Below are 21,434 nucleotides of genomic sequence, written 5' to 3'. Positions count from 1 at the left end.
CGAACCATGGGTCCCTTCCCGAAGGACGGCGAGCCGGCCGTCATCGACGCGCTCAATCCGATGGGTACCGACGGCTTCGAGTTCGTCGAGTACACCGCGCCCGATCCGAAGGCACTGGGCGAGCTGTTCCGGACCATGGGCTTCGCGGCGGTCGCCCGGCACCGCTCCAAGGACGTGACGCTCTACCGCCAGGGCGACGTCAACTTCGTGGTCAACGCGGAGCCGGATTCCTTCGCCCAGGCCTTCGCCAGGGTCCACGGTCCCTCGGCCTGCGCCATGGCCTTCCGCGTCGTCGACGCGGCCAGGGCCTACCGGCGGGCGATCGAGCGCGGCGCCAAGCCGGTCGAGAACCGGGTCGGGCCGATGGAGCTCAACATCCCGGCGATCGAGGGCATCGGCGGCTCGCTGATCTACCTGGTCGACCGCTACGGCAGCAAGGGCTCGATCTACGACGTCGACTTCCTGCCGCTCGAGGGGGCGGAGGCGGAGAGCGCCGGCAAGGGTCTCACCTACGTCGACCACCTGACCCACAACGTCCACCGGGGGCGCATGGACGTGTGGGCCGGCTTCTACGAGAAGCTCTTCAATTTCAAGGAGATCCGTTACTTCGACATCGAGGGCAAGCTGACCGGCCTGCACAGCCGGGCGATGACCAGCCCGGATGGCAAGATCCGCATCCCGATCAACGAGTCGGCGGACGACAGGAGCCAGATCGAGGAGTACCTCAAGGCCTACAAGGGCGAGGGCATCCAGCACATCGCGCTCGGCACCGATGACATCTACGCGACCGTCGAGGGCCTGCGCGAGCGCGGCGTCGTCTTCATGGATCCGCCGCCGGCGACCTACTACGAGATGGTCGACGAGCGGGTCCCGGAGCACGGCGAGGACCTGGCGCGCCTCAAGCGCAACGGCATCCTGATCGACGGCGCGCCGACCCCGGACGGCGGCCGCCTGCTGCAGATCTTCACCGCCACGGTGATCGGCCCGATCTTCTTCGAGATCATCCAGCGCAAGGGCGACGAGGGCTTCGGCGAGGGCAATTTCCGAGCCCTCTTCGAATCGATCGAGCAGGACCAGATCAAGCGCGGCGTGCTGAAAGCCGCGAGCTGATCCGGACGGAATCCGGCCGGCCGGGCTTGACCCGGCGCAATTCATCCTAGTTCGTCGTTCCAGGGTGCCGGCGCGTCGCCTGTGGTCGCGCCGGCCAGGGCGATGCGCGGATTTCATTGCGCTCCTAACTGCTTTACGGTCGAGGTATCGGGAGAACGCACCGGATGGATGTTCCGCACGTGACCAGCATTGCCCAGAGTGACAGCGACGCCCGGCCGAGCCGCGAGGAGGCGGAGGCGGCGGTGCGCACGCTGCTGCGCTGGGCCGGCGACGACCCGGGCCGCGAGGGGCTGCGCGACACGCCGAAGCGCGTCGCCAAGGCCTTCGAGGAGTGGTTCGGCGGCTACGGCGTCGACCCGCAGGACTACCTCAGCCGGACCTTCGAGGAGGTCGACGGCTACGACGAGATCGTCGTGCTGCGCGACATCGACTTCATCAGCCACTGCGAGCACCATCTGGCGCCGATCATCGGCAAGGCGCACGTCGCCTATCTGCCGGACCGCCGGGTCGTCGGCATCTCCAAGCTGGCCCGGGTCGTCGAGGGCTATGCCCGGCGCCTGCAGATCCAGGAGCGGCTGACCAGCCAGATCGCCAAGGCGATCGAGACGACCCTCCAGCCGCTCGGCGTCGGGGTCGTGATCGAGGCGACGCACCAGTGCATGACGACCCGCGGCGTGCGCAAGTCGGGCGTGTCGATGGTGACCTCCTGCGTGCTCGGCAGCTTCCGCAGCGACCGCCGGACCCGCCAGGAGTTCCTGCGCCTGATCGGCCACGGCGGCTGAACCCCTCGTCTCCGTCCCGATGCGGCAAGCCCGGTCGGGGCGTCAGACCGGGATCGACTGGGCGTGGCGGAAGAAGTTGTTCGGGTCCCAGGCGCGCTTGGCGGCGCGCAGGTTCATCGGGTGGCTGCGGTAGTTGTCCTTGAAGTAGAGCCAGAGCGCCTGCTCGACCTCCGGGCCCGTGCCCAGGTCGACGTCCGGGTAGTTGTAGTAGCAGCCGTCGACCACGCCGGCGGGGTCGCGGGCGGGATCGGGCGTGCCGCCGTAGGGTGCGTAGACCGCCTGGTAGAGGCCGCGCAGGTAGTCGACCTGGGCCCGCCCCCTGGCGTCGTCCGGCGCGCCGATCGGCTGGGCGGTGTTCCAGTAGGTCTGGTACTGCAGCTTCAGGATCGAATCGCGTTGCGGCACCGGCGTCGCCGCGGTCCCGAGCCGGTTGATGGCACCCCCGTAGGTATCGACCTGGACCAGGGTCTGCTTCATGTCGTCGGCCGACAGGCCCGGCGGCACGACCTGCAGCCCCTCGAACAGCGCCGCGGTCTGCGCGGCCGGGAAGCCCTTGCGCATGTAGGCCGACTTGTACTTGCCGCGCTGGTTCGGGCCCGAGCCGTTCAGGGTCTGCAGCGCCTCGTAGTAGGTCAGCCACTGCAGGCTGACCGACGAGGGATGCAGCCCGCCGAGCCAGCCGACGTGGCCGACCAGCGGTCCCCGCTGCGGCCGCAGCGGGGCGATGGCGGCCAGGGCGCTCTCGACCGCGCCGGCGCGCTCGTGGCACCAGGCCCGCCCGTCCTCGCCGAGCTCGCGCGGCAGCGCCTGCTGGAAGATCACGTTGATCTGCCCGACCGCCCGGTGATTGAGCTTCAGCAGGGCGAAGCCGTTCCAGGTCTCCGGGCGCTGCGAGGCGAGTTGCTCGGTGTAGACGTCGAGCAGCTGCTGCAGCATTCCGGGCGTCGTGAACTGCTCCCAGTCGTAGCTGTAGATGCGCAGGGCCGCCTCGGACGGGGCGGCCGGCGGGTCCTCGAAGTAGTAGCGCGTGATGATGCCGAAGTTGCCGCCGCCGCCGCCTCTGCTGGCCCAGTAGAGCAGGGCCTCGTCGCCGCGCGAGCCGGTATCGACCGTGACGATCCGGGCCGGCGCCCCGGCATCGGGCTTGACGGCCAGCTCGACCGCCGTCAGGTGGTCCACCGTCAGGCCGTGCAGGCGCGACAGCAGGCCGTAGCCGCCGCCGCAGATGTGCCCGCCGGCGCCGACGGAATAGCAGGAGCCGGCTGGCAGCGTCCGGTCGTAGCCGGTCAGCAGGCCGAGATAGGCGTCCCAGTTGCTGGCGCCGGCCTCGACGTAGAAGCCGCGGGACTCGTCGACGCCGACCCGCTTCATGCCCGAGAGGTCGATCAGCGCGCGGGTCTGGTCGGAGTAGACGAAGCTCTCGTAGCAATGCCGGCCGCTGGCGACCTTGACCTGGCCCTGCAGCGCCACCGAGGCGTCGAGCGCCGCCGCGACCTCGGCCGCGCTGGCCGGCGTGAAGACCTTGGCGAGATTCGGCGCGAACCAGCGGCGATTGAAGCCCTGCCGGTCACTGAGGATCGGCGGGCGGCCGGCCGGCGAAGGCGTGGGCATGACGGCTCCTCGATCCGCTGGAGGATTCGAGGATGCCACCTATGAGAGAGTCGTCCGAAGAAAAAAGCGCCCGCCCGGGGCGCGCCGGCCGGTCCGTCAGGCCGCGGCCCTGGCCGCCGAGAAGGGCACCATGCGCTGCCGGGCCTCGTCCCAGAGGGCGTAGCGCCACTGCAGCAGGGCGCGGCTCAGGCCCATGGACGGGCCGCGCCGCAGCGCCGGGATCGCCTCCAGGCAGGCCTGCAGCCTGTAGTTCGGCACCCGCGGATTGAGATGATGGATGTGGTGCAGCCCGATGTTCGCCGTGAACCACTGCAGCGGGCGCGGCAGCTTGAGGTGCAGGGAGCCCGCCAGCGCGGCGCGCTCGTAGCTCCAGCTGCCGTGGCGCAGCCAGGCAGTGCTCTCGAAGCGGTGCTGGACGCTGAACAGCCAGACGCCGGCGATGGCGGCGACCACCACGGTCGGCAGCCAGACGGCCGCCAGCGCCAGGGGCCCGATCGCCCAGGCGAGGCCGCCGTAGAACGCCAGCAGCGCCAGGTCGGTGGCATAGACCGCACGCCGCTCGCGCCGCCAGTCGCTCGGCATGTCGAAGGGCAGGCGGTAGAGCAGCAGGAACACGAAGGGCGGGATCAGCAGGTTGGCGATCAGCGGATTGCGCACGGCCCGGTAGCCGAGCCGGCGCCAGGCCGGCAGCGCCCGGTATTCCTCGACGGTCAGGCAGGAGGAGTAGATGTCGGCGCCGCTCTGGCGCCGGTCCAGGTCGTTCCAGACGAGGTGATGGATGGCGTGCTGGCGGCTCCAGGCCTCGAAGGGCGTCAGGGTGAGCAGGCTGCACAGCCGGCCGACCCAGCGGTTCGCGGCGCGGCTGCGGAAGAACGAGCCGTGGCCGCAGTCGTGCTGCAGGATGAAGAGCCGGACCATGAAGCCGGCGGCGATGGGCGCCAGCGCCAGGGTGAGCCAGAAGGAGACGCCGAGCGCCGCGTACATCGTCGCGCAGCTCGCCACGAAGCCGCCGAGCGAGCAGGCCAGCTGGAAGATGCTGGTCCGCGGCTCCGGCGTCTGGAAGGCCGCGACGGCGCGCTGCAGAGCCCCGCCCGACCGCGTGTCCTCCGGGACGGTCGTCGCTGCCGGCCGCTCGTCGGTCACTAGGGCGGCACTCAATTCGTCCTGGCTCATCGGGCTGTCCTCCGGCAGACCGGAAAGCCCGGCGCGTCCCACCTTATATGGGAAGCCGGAGGTCACGCGCCATTCACGAAATCACTGCGGATTCTTCCGGGCCGGTCGTCGCGTCCCGGTGGTGGCTCTGCTATGGTCCGCCGCTCCGAGACGCGTCCGGGACCGATAGAGCGTCATGGCAGCGCCCCCGAGCGAAGCGGCCGAGGCCGCCCCCGACGTCATCGCGGAGGCGGAACTCCGCCAGCTCTTCGACTATTGGCAGGCCCGTCGGGTCGGCGACCGGCTGCCGCGCCGTGCGGCGATCGACCCGATCGAGATGGGCGGCCGGCTGCTGCCCTACGTCATGCTGGTCGAGTTGCTGGAAAGCGGGACCCGCTTCTTCTACCGCCTGGTCGGCACGGACGTCGCCTTCGGCGTCGACCCGACCGGCACGGTCCTGAACGACGCGGTTCCCGAAGGTGGCTATCGCAAGCACATCGTCGAGCTCTACTGCCTCGGCGCAGCCAGCCGGAACGGCCTCTACGCGCGCTTCGGCTATGGCACGCGACCGCTCGGGCCGCACACGCCGACGGCGGTCAGCCGCCTGTTCCTGCCGATCGAGGAGCGCGACGGCCAGCCGGCCATGATGCTGGTCGGCCAGATGTGGTCCGGGCCGTCCTACCGCAACGCCTCGCTCTGGCAGGTCACGCCGGAGCGGATCACCCGCGAGGCGCTGTTCCGCCTGACCGGCGCGGCGTGAGGCCCGCCGCGCCGGCCGGCTCGCCGCTCAGGGCATGGCGTAGGCGGTCTTGACCGTGGTGTAGAACTCGACGGCGTAGCGGCCCTGTTCGCGCGCGCCGTAGCTCGAGTTCTTCCGGCCGCCGAAGGGCACGTGGTAGTCGACGCCGGCCGTCGGCAGGTTGACCATGACCATGCCGGCCTGGCTGTTGCGCTTGAAGTGCTCGGCATGCTTCAGGCTGCTGGTGGCGATGCCGGCCGACAGGCCGAACTGCGTGTCGTTGGCGACCGCCAGCGCGCTGTCGTAGTCCTTGACCCGGATCACCGAGGCGACCGGCCCGAAGATCTCCTCGCGGTTGATCCGCATGGCGTTGTCGGTCTCGGTGAACAGCGCCGGCTGCAGGTAGAAGCCCTCGGTCTCGCGGTTGAGCCGCTCGCCGCCCCAGGCCAGCTTCGCGCCCTCGTCCTGGCCGACCTTGATGTAGTCGAGGTCCTGGTCGAGCTGGCGCTGATCGACCACCGGACCGATCTGCGTACCCTCCTTGAGGGCGTTGTCGACCTTGAGGGCCTTCAGCTTGCTCGTCAGCGCCTCGACGAAGCGGTCGTGGATGCCCTCGGTCACGATCAGCCGCGACGAGGCGGTGCAGCGCTGGCCGGTCGAGAAGAAGGCGCCGTTGAGGGCGCTGTTGGCGGCGACCTCCAGGTCGGCGTCGTCGAGCACGACGAAGGGGTTCTTGCCGCCCATCTCGAGCTGGAACTTCTTCATCGCCTCGCCCTCGATGCAGCGCCTGGCGACGTGGCGGCCGGTCGCGACCGAGCCGGTGAAGGAGATCGCGGCGACCTTGGGCGAGGCCAGGATCGCCTCGCCGACCACCGAGCCGCGGCCCATCACCAGGTTGAACACGCCCTTGGGCAGGCCGGCGCGCTGCAGGATGTCGGCGAGCGCCCAGGCGCAGCCCGGCACCAGGTCCGCGGGCTTCATCACCACGCAGTTGCCGAAGGCCAGCGCCGGCGCCAGCTTCCAGGCCGGGATCGCGATCGGGAAGTTCCAGGGCGTGATCAGGCCGACCACGCCGAGCGGCTCGCGCGTCGCCTCGGCGATCACGCCGGGCCGCGTCGAGTCGATCCGATCGCCGGCGATGCGCAGCGCCTCGCCGGCGAAGAACTTGAAGATCTGGCCGGCGCGCACCGTCTCGCCGATGCCCTCGGGCAGGGTCTTGCCCTCCTCGCGGCTGAGCAGGCGGCCGAGCTCCTCCTTGCGCGCCAGGATCTCGGTGCCGGCGGCGTCGAGGATGTCGAAGCGCTGCTGCGGCGTCGACCGCGACCAGGCCGGGAAGGCGGCGGCCGCGGCGTCGATCGCCTGGCCGGCCTGCGCGGCGTCGCCCTGGGCGTAGAGCCCGACGACGTCCGACAGGTCGGAGGGATTGCGGTTCTCGCTGGCGTTCGGGGCGTCGACCCACTCGCCGGCGATCAGGTTGGCGTGCATCGTCATGGCTCTCCTCCGGTGTTTCTCTCGGGGTCGTCGTCGGCGCCGGCCGGAACCGGCCCTGCGTCACGCGGCGGCGAGGCCCTCCAGGGCCTGGCGCTGGATCTGGCGGCTGCGGAACAGCACCATCTCCTGCCAGTCGAGCATCTGCGGCGCGAAATGCGCCCGGATCTCGGCCTTGATGCGCTTCGTCGTCGGATCGTTCCAGTCGACGTTGGTCTCGTTGTGCAGCCAGTGGTCCTGGCGCAGCACCTGCATGCCGCGCGGCGGCTGGTAGGTGCCGTACTCCAGGGCGACGAAGGTGACCTTCTCGCCGAGCAGCCGCTCCCAGCCGTACTCGGCGAGACCGGTCTTCGGCACCGACGAGGAGGTGCCGAGCCGCGGCTGGGTCACCGATTCGCCGTACCAGGCGAGCGCGCGCTTGACGTTGACCGAGCCCGGCGTGTGGTCGGCGATCGGCTCGCCGTAGCCGAAGGGCCCGAGGCCGGTGTGGTAGTCGACGACGGCGACGAGGTCGCGCTCGGCCAGGCGGTAGTCGGCGATGATCCGCTCCAGCGTGCGGCGCGCCCAGGTCGGCTCGCGGCCGCCGAAGAAGACGCCGCCGGGACGGCTGTACTGGCCGCCCGAGCGGGCGAGGTTGAGCTGGGTCTCGCCGTGCTGCTCGCGATAGGCCTTCACCTTGCGGTCGGCGGCCTCGATCGTCGCCTCGTCCAGGGACCGGGGCACCAGCGCGTCGTGCAGCTCCTCGTAGCCCGGGTTCTCGGGCAGCGGCCGGGAGAAGTCGACCCAGTTGCGGTTGAGGTCGACGCCCTCCTCGGTGCAGCGGCGCAGCCAGGCGAAGCCGTAGGGATTGACGGCGTGGACGATCAGCACGCCGACGCCCGCCGGCAGGCGGGAGCGGCCGTTCTCGATCCAGTCGCACTGGCCGGCCGAGCCCGGGAAGCCCTCGACGCCGTGGGTCGAGGAGACCATGACCAGCACCTTCTTCGCGTCCTCGGGGCCGAACCAGGCGACGTCGGTCGCGAGTTCCTCGCCGTTCGGGCCGGCATGCGGGTTGACGTAGCTCTTCGGCTTGACCCCGGCCTTGTCGCAGGCGGTCATGAACTTGCGCCGTGCCTCGGCATAGTCCTTGGCGAAATAGGTTCCGGCGGCCGTCAACAGATCCATGAGCGTCTCCTGCGAGGGGCGGCAGGGCGGCACGCCGTCCGGCGGCCATGCGCCCGTCGGCTCACCCCGATCGGCCCGGTGGGGTCGGAAGGGGCAGAGCCTAACGCTTCGCGCGCCAAAGGGAAGGGCTGGCGGCAAGCCGCCGCTGCCGATAGCCTGCCGCCCGTTCCACGACGGGGGAAGGACCGATGGCGAAACTGGACGCGGCGACCGAGAAGCGGATCCTCGAGGCGGTCGACCAGGGCTTCGAGGAGCAGATCGGCTTCCTGCAGGAGCTGATCCGCAAGCCGTCGCTGCGCGGCCAGGAGCAGACCGCCCAGGACTTCCTGCACGACGCCTACAAGGCGCGCGGCTACGCCCTCGACCGCTGGGCGATCGAGCTGGACTCGATTCGCTACCACCCTGGCTTCTCGCCGGTCACCATCGACTACGCCGGCGCCTTCAACGTCGTCGCGACGCACCGGCCGCGCGAGGAGACCGGGCGCTCGCTGATCCTCAACGGCCACGTCGACGTGGTGCCGACCGGCCCGCACGAGATGTGGCAGAACCCGCCCTTCGAGCCGAAGCGCGAGGGCGACTGGCTCTACGGCCGCGGCTCCGGCGACATGAAGGCCGGCCTCTCGGCCAACCTCTATGCCCTCGACGCGCTGCGCCGGCTCGGCTGGCAGCCGGCGGGCCGCGTGCACCTGCAGTCGGTGGTCGAGGAGGAGTGCACCGGCAACGGTGCGCTGGCCTGTCTCGCCCGCGGCTACGAGGCCGATGCGGCGATCATCCCGGAGCCAGAGGACGACAGGCTGGTGCGCGCCAACGTCGGCGTGCTCTGGTTCAAGGTCACGGTGCGCGGCGTCCCGGTCCACGTCCGCGAGGCCGGCAAGGGCGCCAACGCGATCGAGGCGGCCTATCGCCTGATCCAGGCGCTGCGCGGCCTGGAGGAGGAATGGAACGCCCGCAAGGGCGCGCACCGCCACTTCGAGGCGCTGGACCACCCGATCAACTTCAACGTCGGCAAGATCGCCGGCGGCGACTGGGCCTCCTCGGTGCCGGCCTGGTGCAGCTTCGACGCGCGCATCGCGCTCTATCCCGGCGTCCGCGCTGCCGAGGCGGCGGCCGAGATCGAGGCCTGCCTCAGGCAGGCCTCGCGCGCCGATTCCTTCCTGGCCAACAACCCGCCCGAGGTCGCGTGGAACGGCTTCTTCGCCGAGGGCTACGTGCTGGAGGAGGGCAGCGAGGCCGAGTCGACGCTCGGGCGCGCGCATCTGGCGAGCTACGCCAGCTCCCTGGAGAGCTTCGTGACGACCAGCTATCTCGACGCGCGCGTCTTCGTGCTCTACGGCGACACGCCCTGCCTGGTCTACGGGCCCTATTCGGACAACATCCACGGCTTCGACGAGCGGGTCAGCCTGGCGTCCCTGAAGCGGGTGACCGGCACCATCGCCCTGTTCGTCGCCGAGTGGTGCGGCCTGGAGGCCGTCGAGGCGGCGGGCGCCTGAGCGCGGCACAGCCTGCCGCTTGCTGCGCTGCAGCAGGCGGCTAGAATGGGCTGTCCCCCTCCCGAGCCGTCCCGCCCGCCTTGTCCCGCCCCGTCACCATCGGCCACAACCAGGGCCCGCCGCTCGATCCCGAGCGCAGCGGGCGCCTCTATGCCTGGAAGAAGGCGATCGAGAAGGCCTGGGACAACCCGCCGATCGAGGTCGTTCGGCGGCGCGTCGCCCGGGCCCGCGAGCTCGGCATGACCTACCGCGAGTACACCGCGATCTACCTCGACACCGGCCGCTACCCCTGAGCCGGGCCGGTCAGCCCGGCGCGGCGGTGTAGGTCGGGCGCCCCTCGATCGGATAGGCGGGATCGTTGTAGCCGGGGGTCGAGGGATGGCCCGGCGAGACCATGCCGTCGATCAGCGCCTCGTCCTCGGCCGTGAAGGCGAAGTCGAGCGCGCCGAGATAGTCGCGCCACTGCTCGAAGGTGCGCGGCCCGGCGATCACCGAGCTGACGAAGCGGTTGTTGAGCACCCAGGCCGTGGCGAACTGGCCGGCGGTCACGCCGCGCTTCTCGGCATGCGCCAGGACCTGCCTGGCCAGGACCAGCGATTCCCGGCGCCATTCGGTCTGCATCATGCGCGTGTCCTGGGCGCCGGCGCGGCTGCCGCTGGGCGGCGCCGAGTCGGGATCGTACTTGCCGGACAGCACGCCGCGCGCCATCGGGCTGTAGGGCACGACGCCCAGGCCGTAGTGGTCGCAGGCCGGCAGCAGCTCGACCTCGGGCATGCGGTTGAAGGCGTTGTAGTAGGGCTGCAGCGCGACCGGGCGGTCGATGCCGGCCTGATCGCAGAGGTTGCAGATCTCGGCCAGCCGCCAGGCGCGGAAGTTCGACAGCGCGAAGTAGCGCACCTTGCCGGCGGCGATCAGGTCGGCCATGGCGCGCACGCTCTCCTCGAGCGGCGTGCCGATGTCCTCCTTGTGCATGTAGTAGACGTCGATGTAGTCGCTGCCGAGCCGGGTGAGCGATTCGTCGCAGGCCTGAAGGATCCATTTGCGTCCCAGGCCCCTGCGGTTCACATCCTGGCCCATCGGGTTGCAGACCTTGGTCGCCAGGACCCAGTCGTGGCGGCGCGCTGCGATCGCCCTGCCGGTGATCCGCTCCGACTCGCCGTCGGCGTACTGGTCGGCGGTGTCGATGAAGTTGACCCCGGCCTCCGTCGCATCGGCGACGATGCGCTCCGCCTCGGCGACCTCGGTGCGCAGCCCGAACATCATCGTGCCCAGGCAGAGCCGCGAGACCCGAAGACCGCTTTCGCCCAAACGTCGATATTTCATAACGCCTCCTGTTCGCCCCTTGATTGTGTCCGGCAGAATTCCCATTGTTGAGTCGGCTTTAGTTCTTCGCATGCCCAGAGTTCATGGGGAATTTCCCAGAAAACTGAATGGTTTACAAAATATTACGCTTCCCGTCTTGCGAGGAATCAAGGGTTCATACGCTATTGCAGCTATGTTGACACGGTTCTGTGACGATCCTCGGCAGATGCCTGCGACGACGCAAGCAATAACAACCAGGAAGGAACAAAGGACGATGTACCATAAAACCGACGTGCACATCGGGCGCAAAGTTCGTGAACGGCGCGTCGCTCTGGGCTGGAGCCAGTCCGACCTTGCAGACCGTCTCGGTATCAGCTTCCAGCAGGTACAGAAGTACGAAAGCGGCGCCAACCGGATCAGCGGCAGCCGCATCTGGGATATCGCCAACGTGCTCCAGACTCCGGTCAGCACCTTCTTCGAGGGGCTGGACGGCGCCAATGCGGCCGCCGCCGCGGCCGGCGGCGAGGAGGAGCGGAGCTTCGACCGGCAGACGCTGGAACTGGCCCGCGCCGTCAACCAGATCGACGACGAGCAGGTCAAGACCCAGCTGATCCGGCTGGTCAAGGCTTTCGCCAAGGCGGCCTGACGGCCGCCCGGGCGTCCCGGTGCGCTATCGACCGCCCGGCGCCGCTGCGTGCCGGGCGGCTTTTCTAGGTGCCGAGCGACGCGCCTGGTCCGGTCGACGCCCCCTGGCCCGCGGCGGTCTCGAGCAGCCAGTCGCGCAGCAGCGCGACGCCGGGCCGCGGCGCCGGACCGCTCGGTGCCAGCCAGTAGGACTGCGCGGTCAGTCCCAGCCCCGGCAGCGGCGCGACCAGCCGGCCCTCGGCCAGCTCCTCCGCGGCCAGCAGATCGCTCTCCAGCACCACCCCTAGACCCTTGGCCGCCGCCTCGATCGCGACGTCCGACGGGTCGAGCTCGATCAGCCGTGCCGCGGCGGCGTCCCGCGCCAGGCCCTGGCGCCGGAACCAGTCTGCCCAGGACAGCACGTTGACCCGCGTCGCGATCAGCGGCTGCGACAGCAGATCGCGCGCCGAGCCGATCGCCGCGGCCCGCGCCGGGGCGCAGAGCGGCTGGATGCGCTCCTCGAGCAGCGGCAGCGCCCGGGCCTGCCACTGCCGCGCCTCGCCGTAGACGATCGCCAGGTCCGTCGCGGCCGGGTCGTAGTCGCCGTGGCCTTCGGCGGCGACGCGGATGTCGAGCGCCGGGTGGCGCTCGAGCAGCGCCGGCAGGCGCGGCAGCAGCCAGCGGCCGGCGAAGGACGGCGGGGTGCGCAGCCGCACGACCTCGGCCGGCCGCCGGGCCCGGCGCCGCTCGGCCAGCTCGCCGGTCGCCCGGCGCAGGATCTCGAAGCCTTCGCTGACGCTGTCGAAGAAGGCCCGGCCGTCGGCCGACAGCAGGACGCCGCGGCCGGCCCGCTCGAACAGCCGGACCTCGAGCCCGGCCTCCAGCAGGCGGATCTGATGGCTGACCGCCGAGGGCGTCAGGGCCAGCTCCTCGGCCGCGGCGCGGAAGCTGCCGAGCCGGGCGGCGGCTTCGAAGACGACCAGCGCTCTCAGCGGCAGGCTGGATCCGGCCATTCTCGGCGACTCCCGGCGGGCGACAGCCGTCAAGAATGGTGAACTCACCTCACCTGTCCAGCGAGTTCTTTGCGCTTGTGCCCGGAAGGCCGACGGCCGCCTGATGGAGTCCGCGCGGCTGCGGCCGTGCCGACCGCTCAGACGACCCTCGACCACTTCGGGAACGACCGCCGATGGACCAGACGCCCCCGCCCGCCGACGCCGCCTTCTGGACCCGCGCCCGCCGCCATCTGCTGACCTTCGGCGGCGAGTTCGTGCCCTTCGTGCCGGTCCGGGCCGAGGGCTCGTTCCTCTACGACGCCGCGGGCCGGCGGGTGCTCGACTTCACCTCCGGCCAGATGAGCGCAATCCTCGGTCACTGCCACCCGGAGATCGTCGCGACGGTGCGCGAGCAGGTCGGCCGGCTCGACCATCTCTTCTCCTCGATGCTCTCGGAGCCGGTCGTCGACCTCGCCGAGGCGCTGGCCCGGCTGGTCCCGGAGCTGCCGCGGGCGATCCTGCTGTCGACCGGCGGCGAGGCCAACGAGGCGGCGATCCGCCTGGCCAAGCTGGTCACCGGCAAGTGGGAGGTCGTCGGCTTCGCCCAGTCCTGGCACGGCATGACCGGTGGCGCGGCGGCCGCGACCTACAAGGCGGGGCGGCGCGGCATCGGGCCGCTGGCCGCCGGCTCCTTCGCGATTCCGGCGCCCAACCCCTACCGGCCGCGCTTCGCCGGCGTGACCTGGCAGCAGGAGCTGGACGACGCCTTCGAGCTGATCGACCGCCAGTCGACCGGCAACCTCGCCGCCTTCATCGCCGAGCCGATCCTGTCGAGCGGCGGCGTGCTCGAGCTGCCGCCGGGCTATCTCGCGGCGCTCAAGGCGCACTGCCGGGCGCGTGGCATGCTGCTGATCCTCGACGAGGCGCAGACCGGCGTCGGCCGCACGGGCCTGATGTTCGCCTTCGAGCGGGACGGCGTGGTGCCCGACATCCTGACCCTGTCGAAGACGCTCGGCGCCGGCCTGCCGCTGTCGGCCGTGATGACCGGCGACGCCATCGCCGACGAGGCCGAGGCGCGCGACTTCCTGTTCTACACGACCCACGTCAACGACCCGCTGCTGGCGGCGGTCGGCCTGACCGTGCTGAAGGTCGTCGAGCGCGACGGCCTGGCGGCCCGCGCCGCGGAGGCCGGCCGGCGCCTGGCCGCCGGCCTGAACGGCCTCAAGGAGCGCCATCCCTGCGTCGGCGACGTGCGCGGCCGCGGCCTGCTGATGGGCCTGGAGTTCACCGACGCCGCCGGCCTCGCGGCGGCGGCGATCTCGGACGCGGTGACCGATCGGGCCCTGGAGCTCGGCCTCTCGGCCAACATCGTGCGCGCCGGCTCGTCGGGCGGCACGATGCGCATCGCTCCCTCGCTGACCGTCAGCGACGCCGAGATCGACCTCGGCGTCGCGCTGCTCGACCAGGCGATCGGCGCAGTGGTGCCCGCCTGAGGGGGGCGGTACCGCCGGCGCCCGTGCCGCCGCGCGACCAGCGTCAACGGCTTCATCCTGAGCCTGTCGAAGGGTGAAGCCGTTCGGCACCGACCGTGCCGGGTTCGCTCCATCCTTCGACACGCTCAGGATGAAGCGAATTGGCGGTGCCAATGATGCACGCCGGGGGCCGCGGCCGTGTCCCGCCGCGCGTCAGAGCTTGGCCGCGAAGGCCGCCAGGCGGCCCATCGCGTCCTTCAGCATCGTGTAGGGCGTGCCGAGGTTGAGGCGCAGGTGGCCGGCCGCGCTGGCGCCGAAGCCGTCGGCCGGCAGCAGGGCGAGGCCAGTGTCGTCGAGCAGGCGGTTGGCGAAGTCGAGGGCGCTGAGGCCGCTCCGGCGCACGTCGACCAGCACGAACATGCCGCCCTCCGGCCGCAGGCAGGAGAGTCCCGGGATCGCGTCGACCGCCTCGGCGACCGCCAGGCGGCGCTTGGCATAGGCCTCGCGCAGCGCCGGCAGCGCGCCGGGCGCGGCCTCCAGGGCGGCCAGGGCGGCGTCCTGGACGAACTGCGGCGAGCCGTAGGTGTTGGCGATGGCCAGGCGGAACAGGTGCTGCGGCAGCTCGGGGGTCGGGCTGACCGACCAGCCGGCGCGCCAGCCGGTCATGGCGTGCGACTTCGACAGGCTCGAGACGACGATCGTGCGCTCCGCCAGCTCGGGCAGCGAGGCCGGGTAGACCGGGTCGTCGAGATAGACCAGGTCGGCATAGACCTCGTCGGAGACCAGCCAGAGGTCGTGGGCCCGCGCGATCTCGCCGATCGCCTGCCACTCGGCGCGGCCGAGCACGGCGCCGGTCGGGTTGTTCGGCGAGGCGATCAGGATCAGCCGGCTGTTCGGCGTCACCGCCTTCTCGATCTCGGCCGGGTCGACGTGGAAGCCGCGCTCGGCCGGGCTCGGCACCGCGACCATGACGCCGCCGGGCGTCGCCACGGTGCCGGGGTAGGTCAGGTACATCGGTTCCGGCACGATCGCCTCGTCGCCGGGCCCGAGCAGGCTCAGCACGACGGAGAAGAGGGCATTCTGCGCGCCGGCCGCGACCACCACCTGCTCGGGCGAGGTCGCGCGGCCGGTCTGACGGGCATGGCGCTCGGCGATCGCCTTGCGCAGCCGCGGGTCGCCGAGGATCGCGGTGTAGCGCGTCTTGCCGGCGTCGAGCGCCGCCTTGCAGGCCGCGACCGCCTCGGGCGGGCTCTCGAAGTCGCTGTCGCCGACCGTCAGGACCAGGGTGTCGATGCCGGCGGCCTGGCGCTCCCAGGCCCGGAAATGCACGGCCCAACCTTCGGAGCCGTCGGCGGCGAGCCGCTCGACCAGCGGTCCATAGCGCATGGGATCTGTCCCTACTTCTCTTGTTCTTCGGTATCGTCCGCGCCGGGACCGGCCAGGCGCAGGCCGTCGAGCCGGCGCTGCTCGCGCTCGGCCTCGGCCTCCTGGCGCCGGCGCTCGGCCTTGGTGCGGCCGTGGCGGGCGCGGTTGGCCTCGGCCGTTGCGGCCGCCTCGGCGCGGGCCTTCGCCCTGCGCTGCTGCCGTAGGTTGATGATCTCCGCCATCGTCCGCTCGATCGCTGCCCGGACCGAGGGCTTAGCACAGGCGCGGCCGGGGACAGAAGCGGCAGCTTCGCGCAGCCCGGCGGGCGCGGCGCCCGAAAGCGTCGCAGGCCGCACGCCTCGTTTGCCAAGGCCTTGAGCAGCCAGTAAGTTTCGAAAACGATGCTGCACCGCCAACGACCGCGGCCCAGGGACCGGGAATTGTCTTGCGCACGCTGCTGATCGTCCTCGGCGCGATCCTGTCGCTGCTCGTCCTGGCCGTGCTGGCCGGCCCGATGCTGGTCGACTGGAACGCCTTCAAGCCGCGCCTGGCGGCGGCGGTCGAGCAGGCGACCGGGCGGCAGCTCGAGATCACCGGCGACCTCAGCCTCTCGATCCTGCCGACCCCGACGCTCTCGGCCGAGGGCGCCAGCCTGTCGAACGTCGCCGGCGGCTCGGAGCCGACCATGGTCTCGCTGAAGACCCTGGAGGTCCAGGTCGCTCTCGGGCCGCTGGTCGGCGGCGACCTCAAGATCAAGTCGCTGGTGCTGGTGCAGCCGCGGATCCTGCTCGAGCGCCTGGCCGACGGCCGGGTCAACTGGGACCTGGCGCCGCCGAAGGCCGCCCCGGCCGCTGCCCCCGCGGCCACCCAGGCGCCGGCCGGACAGGCGGGGTCCACGGCCCCGGCCCAGCAGCCTGCGGCCCAGCAGCCCGCGGCGCCGGCCGCGAGCGGAGGCGGCGGCGAGCCGCTGTCGGTCAGCCTGCAGCAGGTCAGGATCGAGGACGGCACGCTGGTCTACCGCGATGCCGTGGCCGGCCGGGAGGAGAAGGTCGAGGCGCTGAACGCGACCCTGAAGGCCGATTCGCTGCGCGGCCCCTTCCAGATCGAGGGCAAGGCGCAGGCGCGCGGCACGGCGGCGAGCTTCACGGCCTCGACCGGCCAGCTGGCGCTGGCCGGCGCGACGCCGGTGACCCTGACCCTGACGCTGCCCGAGCTCGGCGCCACCGAGGCGCGCTTCACCGGCGACCTGACCGCCGGCGAGGCGCCGAAGGCCGCGGGCGACCTGACGGTCAAGGGCAAGAACCTGCTGGTGCTGCTCGACTTCGCGGCGCCGGGCAGCGACCTGCCGGGCGGCCTCGCCCAGCCTTTCGCCCTGTCGGGCCGGCTCGCCTACGGCGACGACAAGCTCGGCCTCTCGGCGATCGACCTGTCGATGGCCGACAGTGCGGTCGGCGGCAAGACCAGCGTGACCTTCGGCAAGCCGACCGACCTCGAGGTCGCGCTGACGGTCTCGCGGCTCGACCTCGACAGCCTGCTCGCCGACGGTGGCGGCGGCGGCCAGGATCCGGCCCCGGTGCCGAGCTTCAGCCTGCCGGCGGGGCTGCGCGCCTCGGTCGACCTGCAGGTCGACACCCTGGTCTGGCGCCGCGAGATCGTCCGCCAGGTGCTGGTCAATGCCGACCTGCAGGACGGCCGCGTCGCGCTCAACCAGGCGCTCGCGCTGCTGCCGGGCGGCGGCAACGTCGTGCTGTCGGGCAACCTGACCGCCGAGCAGCACCAGCCGCACTTCGTCGGCCGCCTGGAGGCGACGGCGGACAACCTGCGCGCCATCATGGGCTGGCTCGGCGTCGACGCCGGGGCGGTGCCGAGCGACCGGCTGCGGCGCGCCAGCCTGCTCGCCAACGTCGACGGGACGCCGCAGCAGGCCTCGATCACCGGCATCGACCTGGAGATCGACGCCAGCCGGGTCACCGGCGGCGTCGCGCTGGCGCTGCGCGACCGGCTCGGCGTCGGCCTCGGCCTCACCGTCGACCGGATCAACCTCGACGCCTACCTGCCCGGCGGCGGGCCGGAAGCCGAGGCCGCGCAGCCTGCCGGAAAGCCGAAGCCTGCGGCCCAGGCCCAGACGCAAGCCCAGACGCAGGTCCAGCCCGAGGCGAAGGCCGGGGCCGGCAAGGCCGCCGAGGACCAGGGGCAGGCGGCGGGGCAGGCGGTGGGGCAGGCGGCGGGCCAGGCCGGGAGCCCGCAGCAGCCGGCAGCGGCGACCGCCCCGAAGGGCGGGGTCGCCGGCCTGCTCCGCGCGGTCGACGCCAACATCGACCTGACGCTGGGCCAGGTCACCTACAACGGCCAGTCGGCGCGCCAGGTGACGCTCGACGGCACCCTGCAGCAGGGCCGCCTGACCCTGCGGCGCCTGACCGTCGGCGATCTGGCCGGCGGCGCCTTCAGCCTGTCCGGGGTATTCAGCGGCCTGCCGGACGCGCCCTCGGTCGAGGACGGCAGCTTCGACATCAGCGTGACCGACACCGGCCGGCTCAGCCGCCTGCTCGGCCAGCCGGCCGACGGCGTGCTCGCCCAGCTCGGCAGCTTCCGGGCCAGCGGCAGCGCCTCGGGTTCCGCCAAGGGCTTCAGCTACAACGCCGACGTGACCGCGCTCGGCGGCTCGATCTTCTCGTCGGGCAAGGTCGCGGGCCTGCCCGACCAGCTCAAGATCAGCGACGCGCGGCTGCAGGCCAGCGGCGTCAAGGGCCCGGCGCTTGCCAAGGTCGCCGGCCTGCCCGCCGACTCGCCCCTGGCCAGGCTCGATACCGTCGATCTCACCTCGCAGTTCGACTACAGCGCCGCCGAGGCGCACTACGACACGCGGCTCAAGACCCTCGGCGCCGAGTTCGACGCCCAGGGCAAGGCCGGCGACTTCGCGAGCGGCCTGCCGTCCTTCGACTTCCGCTTCGCCGCGATCAAGGACGACTTCCCGGCGCTGCTGCGCCATCTGCTCGGCCAGTCGCCGCTGGCGCCCAATGCCGGCAAGCTGGACCTGCGTGCGCAGATCTCGGGCAACCCGCTGCAGATCAAGATCGCCGATCTCAAGGGCGACGTCGGCCCGACGATCGAGAGCGGCACGATCGAGGTCGCCCTGGCCCGCGCCCGGCCCTTCGTGAAGGCCGATCTCAAGACCCGCGAGATCGACCTCGGGCGGCTGTTCGGCGACGGCGGCGGCGGCGGCGCCGATCCGGCGCCGCGCTGGTCGCGCCAGCCGATCGAGCTCGGCGCGCTGCGCCAGGTCGACGCCGAGTTCGCCCTCGACGCCAAGGCGCTGCGCCAGGGCAAGCTGGTGCTGGCGCCGGCGGCGCTGCGCGGCAAGCTGGACGGCGGCGTGCTGACGATCGACCGGCTCGCCGGCACCTTCTACGACGGCAGGCTGGAGGCCAGCGGCAAGCTCGACGCCTCGGGCGACCTCGCGGCCGCGACCCTGGCGGCGAAGCTCGCCGGCGCCGACGTCGGCGCCTTCCTGCACGACCAGGGCAGCGACCGTGCCAAGGGCCGCGTCGACCTCGACGCCGAGCTCGCCAGCCGCGGCAACAGCCCGGCGGCGCTGGTCACGGCCCTCGGGGGCCAGGGCAAGGTCGGCGGCGAGCTGACCATCGACGTCAAGGCCCGGGAGGAGGCCGGCAACGTGCTGCTCGGCATCCTCGGAAAGCAGGTCAAGGAGCTGCGCGGCGTCACCAATCCCCTGAACGAGCTGTTCGGCGCCTTCGCCGGGCAGCCGGGCAAGCTCTCGGGCACGATCCAGGTCGAGGGCGGCGTCGCGACGACCAGGGACCTGCAGCTCGCCGGCAACGGCGCGCGCCTGGAGTCGCGCGGCACGCTGGCCAACCTGCCGGCCTGGACCCTCTCGCTGAACAACGCCCTCTACAAGGAGGGCATCTCGGACCCGCAGGTCGAGATCGACCTCACGGGGGCGCTCGACCAGCCGAACGTGCGGCTCAAGGGCACCGGGCTGCAGATCACCCCGGGCAAGAGCGCGCCGCCGGCCGCCAATCCGCTGGAGCAGCTGCTGCAGAAGGCGCTGCCCGGCGCCCAGCAGCAACTGCAGCAGCCGTCGGATCAGCTGCAGATCACGCCCGACTCCCAGACCGACTCCCAGTCGGACAGCCAGAGCCAGCAGCAGAGCAGCCCGCCGAAGCCGGCCGACATCCTGCGCGGGCTGATCCAGGGGCTCGGCAAGAAGAGCAACTGACCGGCGCGGCGCCCCGAGGCGCCGCGCCCGCGGAGCCCCGTGTCAGAGGGCGTCCGTGTCAGGGGGGGCGTGTCAGGGGCCGGTATCAGGGGGCCGGTATCAGGCGGCCGGTATCAGGGGGCCCGTGTCAGGCGGCGACGCGCTCGCGCAGGCGCTGCATCAGCCAGACCCGGACCGCGCTCGACAGGTTGCCGTCGCTGCCGTCGGCTGCACGCTCGCGGTCGATGCGCTCGACGAGGGCGTTGACCGAGGCGCCTTCCTCGCTCGCCGCGTCCTGGAGCGCCTTCCAGAACACCGCCTCCAGGGACAGGCTGGTCCGATGGCCGGCTATGGTGACCGATCGTTTGCGCAGGATCCCGCTTCTGCTCATGCTTCCTCCAACTATTCTGCTTCCGGCCTCGGCGGCCGCTGCGTCCGGCGGTGCGGACGCTCCCTCGGTCATCGGCGCGGCCCCAGCATCGCCTCGGGGCGCACCCAGCGGTCGAAGTCCTCGGCGCTGACGTGGCCGAGCGCGACCGCCGCCGCCTTCAGGGTGGTGCCCTCCTTGTGAGCCTTCTTGGCGACCTCGGCGGCTTTGTCGTAGCCGATGTGCGGATTGAGCGCCGTGACCAGCATCAACGAGCCGTGCAGCAGCTCGGCGATGCGCGCCTCGTCGGCCTCGATGCCGGCGACGCAGTTGTCCTGGAACGACTGCGCGGCGTCGCCGATCAGGCGCGCCGACTGCAGCAGGCTGTAGATCAGTACCGGCTTGAAGACGTTGAGCTCGAACTGGCCGCTCGCGCCGGCGACGGTGATCGTCGTGTGGTTGCCCATGACCTGGGCGCAGACCATGGTCAGGGCCTCGCACTGGGTCGGGTTGACCTTGCCCGGCATGATCGAGGAGCCCGGCTCGTTGGCCGGCAGGCGGATCTCGCCGATGCCGCAGCGCGGGCCCGAGCCGAGCAGGCGGAGGTCGTTGGCGATCTTCATCAGCGAGGCGGCGACGGTGTTGAGCGCGCCCGAGGCCTCGACGATCGCGTCGTGCGCCGCCAGCGCCTCGAACTTGTTGGGCGCCGTCACGAAGGGCAGGCCGGTCAGCCCGGCGACCTCGGTGGCGAAGGCCTCGGCGAAGCCCGGCTCGGCGTTGAGGCCGGTGCCGACGGCAGTGCCGCCCTGGGCCAGCTCCAGCAGGGCGGGCAGGGCGGCCTCCAGGCGGCGCACGCCGCGGGCCGCCTGCTCGGCATAGCCGGAGAACTCGTTGCCGAGGGTCAGGGGGGTCGCGTCCATCAGGTGCGTGCGGCCGATCTTGACGACCGCACGGAAGGCCTGGGCCTTGGCGGCCAGGCCCTCGGCGAGATGGCGCAGCCTCGGCAGGGTGCCCTGCGCCATCTCGGTCGCCGCCGCGATGGCCATGGCCGTGGGGAAGGAGTCGTTCGACGACTGCCCCCGGTTGACATGGTCGTTCGGATGCACCGGGCTCTTGCCGCCGCGCCGGCCGGCCAGGATCTCGTTGGCGCGCCCGGCGATGACCTCGTTGGCGTTCATGTTGGTCTGGGTGCCCGAGCCGGTCTGCCAGACGACCAGCGGGAACTCGGCATCGAGCCTGCCGTCCGCGACCTCCCGGGCAGCCTGCTGGATCGCTCCCGCCAAGTCACCCGGCAGTGCGCCGAGCCGCTCGTTGACCCGCGCCGCGGCCAGCTTCTGCAGGCCGAGGGCATGGATCAGCGCGGGCGGCATGCGCTCCTCGCCGATCCGGAAGTTCTGCAGCGAGCGCTGGGTCTGGGCGCCCCAGTAGCGCGCCGCCGGCACCGCAATCTCGCCGAGCGAATCGCTCTCCAGCCGGGTTTCCGGCGTCTCGCTGGTCAAGGCATTCTCCCCGGGCCGATCGTTGCCTGTCCTCTGAGTTAGGTAGCGCGGACATCGCGTG

Annotated in this window: 18 protein-coding genes; 8 read left to right on the top strand and 10 right to left on the bottom strand. The window is 71.7% G+C overall.

Translation table 11 applies throughout. From position 1 onward, the window contains the following. The first annotated feature begins 6 nt into the window (after positions 1-6). A complete protein-coding gene (gene hppD / locus B9O00_RS00815) occupies positions 7-1,110 on the top strand; it encodes a 4-hydroxyphenylpyruvate dioxygenase (RefSeq protein ID WP_085120526.1) in 1,104 nt (367 codons plus the stop codon). 179 nt (positions 1,111-1,289) lie between these two features. Further along, a complete protein-coding gene (gene folE, locus B9O00_RS00810; RefSeq protein WP_280523319.1) occupies positions 1,290-1,892 on the top strand; it encodes a GTP cyclohydrolase I FolE in 603 nt (200 codons plus the stop codon). A gap of 42 nt (positions 1,893-1,934) precedes the next feature. On the opposite strand, the gene B9O00_RS00805 is transcribed toward folE, so the two are convergent. Continuing rightward, entirely contained in the window at positions 1,935-3,503 is a 1,569-nt protein-coding gene (locus B9O00_RS00805) for an FAD-binding protein (protein WP_085120524.1), read from the bottom strand. A 96-nt stretch (positions 3,504-3,599) separates the two neighbouring features. Next, positions 3,600-4,676, bottom strand: coding sequence for a fatty acid desaturase family protein (locus B9O00_RS00800; RefSeq protein WP_085120523.1), 1,077 nt, complete (start codon positions 4,674-4,676; stop codon positions 3,600-3,602). A 175-nt stretch (positions 4,677-4,851) separates the two neighbouring features. Here B9O00_RS00800 and B9O00_RS00795 point away from each other — a divergent pair, with 175 nt between their 5' ends. Next, entirely contained in the window at positions 4,852-5,415 is a 564-nt protein-coding gene (locus B9O00_RS00795; RefSeq protein WP_085120522.1) for a PAS domain-containing protein, read from the top strand. 27 nt (positions 5,416-5,442) lie between these two features. Here B9O00_RS00795 and B9O00_RS00790 read toward each other — a convergent pair whose 3' ends face one another. Next, positions 5,443-6,885 (bottom strand): aldehyde dehydrogenase family protein, encoded by a 1,443-nt coding sequence (locus B9O00_RS00790; protein ID WP_179243903.1) that lies wholly within the window; start codon positions 6,883-6,885, stop codon positions 5,443-5,445. Positions 6,886-6,945: 60 nt separating this feature from the next. After that, a complete protein-coding gene (locus B9O00_RS00785) occupies positions 6,946-8,046 on the bottom strand; it encodes a M14 family metallopeptidase (RefSeq protein ID WP_085120521.1) in 1,101 nt (366 codons plus the stop codon). A 188-nt stretch (positions 8,047-8,234) separates the two neighbouring features. Here B9O00_RS00785 and B9O00_RS00780 point away from each other — a divergent pair, with 188 nt between their 5' ends. Further along, positions 8,235-9,536, top strand: a complete 1,302-nt coding sequence (locus B9O00_RS00780) for an ArgE/DapE family deacylase (RefSeq protein ID WP_085120520.1) — start codon at positions 8,235-8,237, stop codon at positions 9,534-9,536. A gap of 80 nt (positions 9,537-9,616) precedes the next feature. Beyond that, complete coding sequence (locus B9O00_RS00775) at positions 9,617-9,829, top strand: hypothetical protein (RefSeq protein WP_085120519.1); 213 nt, start codon at positions 9,617-9,619, stop codon at positions 9,827-9,829. A 10-nt stretch (positions 9,830-9,839) separates the two neighbouring features. Here the strand turns inward: B9O00_RS00775 and B9O00_RS00770 are convergent, their stop codons facing one another. Next, positions 9,840-10,844 carry an aldo/keto reductase gene (locus B9O00_RS00770; RefSeq protein ID WP_322111155.1) on the bottom strand — a complete coding sequence of 335 codons (1,005 nt, stop codon included), beginning with the start codon at positions 10,842-10,844 and terminating at the stop codon, positions 9,840-9,842. 268 nt (positions 10,845-11,112) lie between these two features. Between B9O00_RS00770 and B9O00_RS32935 the strand changes: the two genes are divergently transcribed. Then, positions 11,113-11,484 (top strand): helix-turn-helix domain-containing protein, encoded by a 372-nt coding sequence (locus tag B9O00_RS32935; protein ID WP_159460057.1) that lies wholly within the window; start codon positions 11,113-11,115, stop codon positions 11,482-11,484. Positions 11,485-11,548: 64 nt separating this feature from the next. Here B9O00_RS32935 and B9O00_RS00760 read toward each other — a convergent pair whose 3' ends face one another. Continuing rightward, positions 11,549-12,475 carry a LysR substrate-binding domain-containing protein gene (locus B9O00_RS00760; RefSeq protein ID WP_085120516.1) on the bottom strand — a complete coding sequence of 309 codons (927 nt, stop codon included), beginning with the start codon at positions 12,473-12,475 and terminating at the stop codon, positions 11,549-11,551. 173 nt (positions 12,476-12,648) lie between these two features. On the opposite strand from B9O00_RS00760, the gene B9O00_RS00755 reads away from it, so the two are divergent. Next, on the top strand, positions 12,649-13,947 hold the full coding sequence (locus B9O00_RS00755; RefSeq protein ID WP_085120515.1) for an aspartate aminotransferase family protein: 1,299 nt from the start codon (positions 12,649-12,651) through the stop codon (positions 13,945-13,947). A gap of 192 nt (positions 13,948-14,139) precedes the next feature. On the opposite strand, the gene B9O00_RS00750 is transcribed toward B9O00_RS00755, so the two are convergent. After that, positions 14,140-15,312, bottom strand: a complete 1,173-nt coding sequence (locus B9O00_RS00750; protein ID WP_085120514.1) for a pyridoxal phosphate-dependent aminotransferase — start codon at positions 15,310-15,312, stop codon at positions 14,140-14,142. An 11-nt stretch (positions 15,313-15,323) separates the two neighbouring features. Continuing rightward, the gene (locus B9O00_RS00745; RefSeq protein ID WP_085120513.1) at positions 15,324-15,533 is read right to left on the bottom strand and encodes a DUF4169 family protein; all 210 of its coding nucleotides are present in this window, start codon (positions 15,531-15,533) and stop codon (positions 15,324-15,326) included. Between the two features lie 203 nt (positions 15,534-15,736). Between B9O00_RS00745 and B9O00_RS00740 the strand changes: the two genes are divergently transcribed. After that, positions 15,737-19,528 carry an AsmA family protein gene (locus B9O00_RS00740; protein ID WP_085120512.1) on the top strand — a complete coding sequence of 1,264 codons (3,792 nt, stop codon included), beginning with the start codon at positions 15,737-15,739 and terminating at the stop codon, positions 19,526-19,528. Between the two features lie 127 nt (positions 19,529-19,655). Here B9O00_RS00740 and B9O00_RS00735 read toward each other — a convergent pair whose 3' ends face one another. Continuing rightward, complete coding sequence (locus B9O00_RS00735) at positions 19,656-19,898, bottom strand: ribbon-helix-helix domain-containing protein (protein ID WP_085120511.1); 243 nt, start codon at positions 19,896-19,898, stop codon at positions 19,656-19,658. Between the two features lie 68 nt (positions 19,899-19,966). Beyond that, positions 19,967-21,373 (bottom strand): class II fumarate hydratase, encoded by a 1,407-nt coding sequence (gene fumC / locus B9O00_RS00730; protein WP_235017004.1) that lies wholly within the window; start codon positions 21,371-21,373, stop codon positions 19,967-19,969. Between the last annotated feature and the right edge of the window lie 61 nt (positions 21,374-21,434).

The sequence above is a fragment of the Tistlia consotensis USBA 355 genome, from assembly GCF_900177295.1.
GTDB classification, from domain to species: domain Bacteria; phylum Pseudomonadota; class Alphaproteobacteria; order Kiloniellales; family DSM-21159; genus Tistlia; species Tistlia consotensis.
This window is presented reverse-complemented; position numbering and strand designations above follow the sequence as displayed.

What these genes read in the sequence shown, in the direction of transcription:
- hppD (WP_085120526.1), top strand. Translation starts at nt 7, where the DNA reads ATGGGTCCCTTCCCGAAGGACGGCGAGCCGGCCGTCATCGACGCGCTC.
- B9O00_RS00805 (WP_085120524.1), bottom strand. Translation starts at nt 3,503, where the DNA reads ATGCCCACGCCTTCGCCGGCCGGCCGCCCGCCGATCCTCAGTGACCGG.
- B9O00_RS00800 (WP_085120523.1), bottom strand. Translation starts at nt 4,676, where the DNA reads ATGAGCCAGGACGAATTGAGTGCCGCCCTAGTGACCGACGAGCGGCCG.
- B9O00_RS00795 (WP_085120522.1), top strand. Translation starts at nt 4,852, where the DNA reads ATGGCAGCGCCCCCGAGCGAAGCGGCCGAGGCCGCCCCCGACGTCATC.
- B9O00_RS00790 (WP_179243903.1), bottom strand. Translation starts at nt 6,885, where the DNA reads ATGACGATGCACGCCAACCTGATCGCCGGCGAGTGGGTCGACGCCCCG.
- B9O00_RS00785 (WP_085120521.1), bottom strand. Translation starts at nt 8,046, where the DNA reads ATGGATCTGTTGACGGCCGCCGGAACCTATTTCGCCAAGGACTATGCC.
- B9O00_RS00780 (WP_085120520.1), top strand. Translation starts at nt 8,235, where the DNA reads ATGGCGAAACTGGACGCGGCGACCGAGAAGCGGATCCTCGAGGCGGTC.
- B9O00_RS32935 (WP_159460057.1), top strand. Translation starts at nt 11,113, where the DNA reads ATGTACCATAAAACCGACGTGCACATCGGGCGCAAAGTTCGTGAACGG.
- B9O00_RS00760 (WP_085120516.1), bottom strand. Translation starts at nt 12,475, where the DNA reads ATGGCCGGATCCAGCCTGCCGCTGAGAGCGCTGGTCGTCTTCGAAGCC.
- B9O00_RS00755 (WP_085120515.1), top strand. Translation starts at nt 12,649, where the DNA reads ATGGACCAGACGCCCCCGCCCGCCGACGCCGCCTTCTGGACCCGCGCC.
- B9O00_RS00750 (WP_085120514.1), bottom strand. Translation starts at nt 15,312, where the DNA reads ATGCGCTATGGACCGCTGGTCGAGCGGCTCGCCGCCGACGGCTCCGAA.
- B9O00_RS00745 (WP_085120513.1), bottom strand. Translation starts at nt 15,533, where the DNA reads ATGGCGGAGATCATCAACCTACGGCAGCAGCGCAGGGCGAAGGCCCGC.
- B9O00_RS00735 (WP_085120511.1), bottom strand. Translation starts at nt 19,898, where the DNA reads ATGAGCAGAAGCGGGATCCTGCGCAAACGATCGGTCACCATAGCCGGC.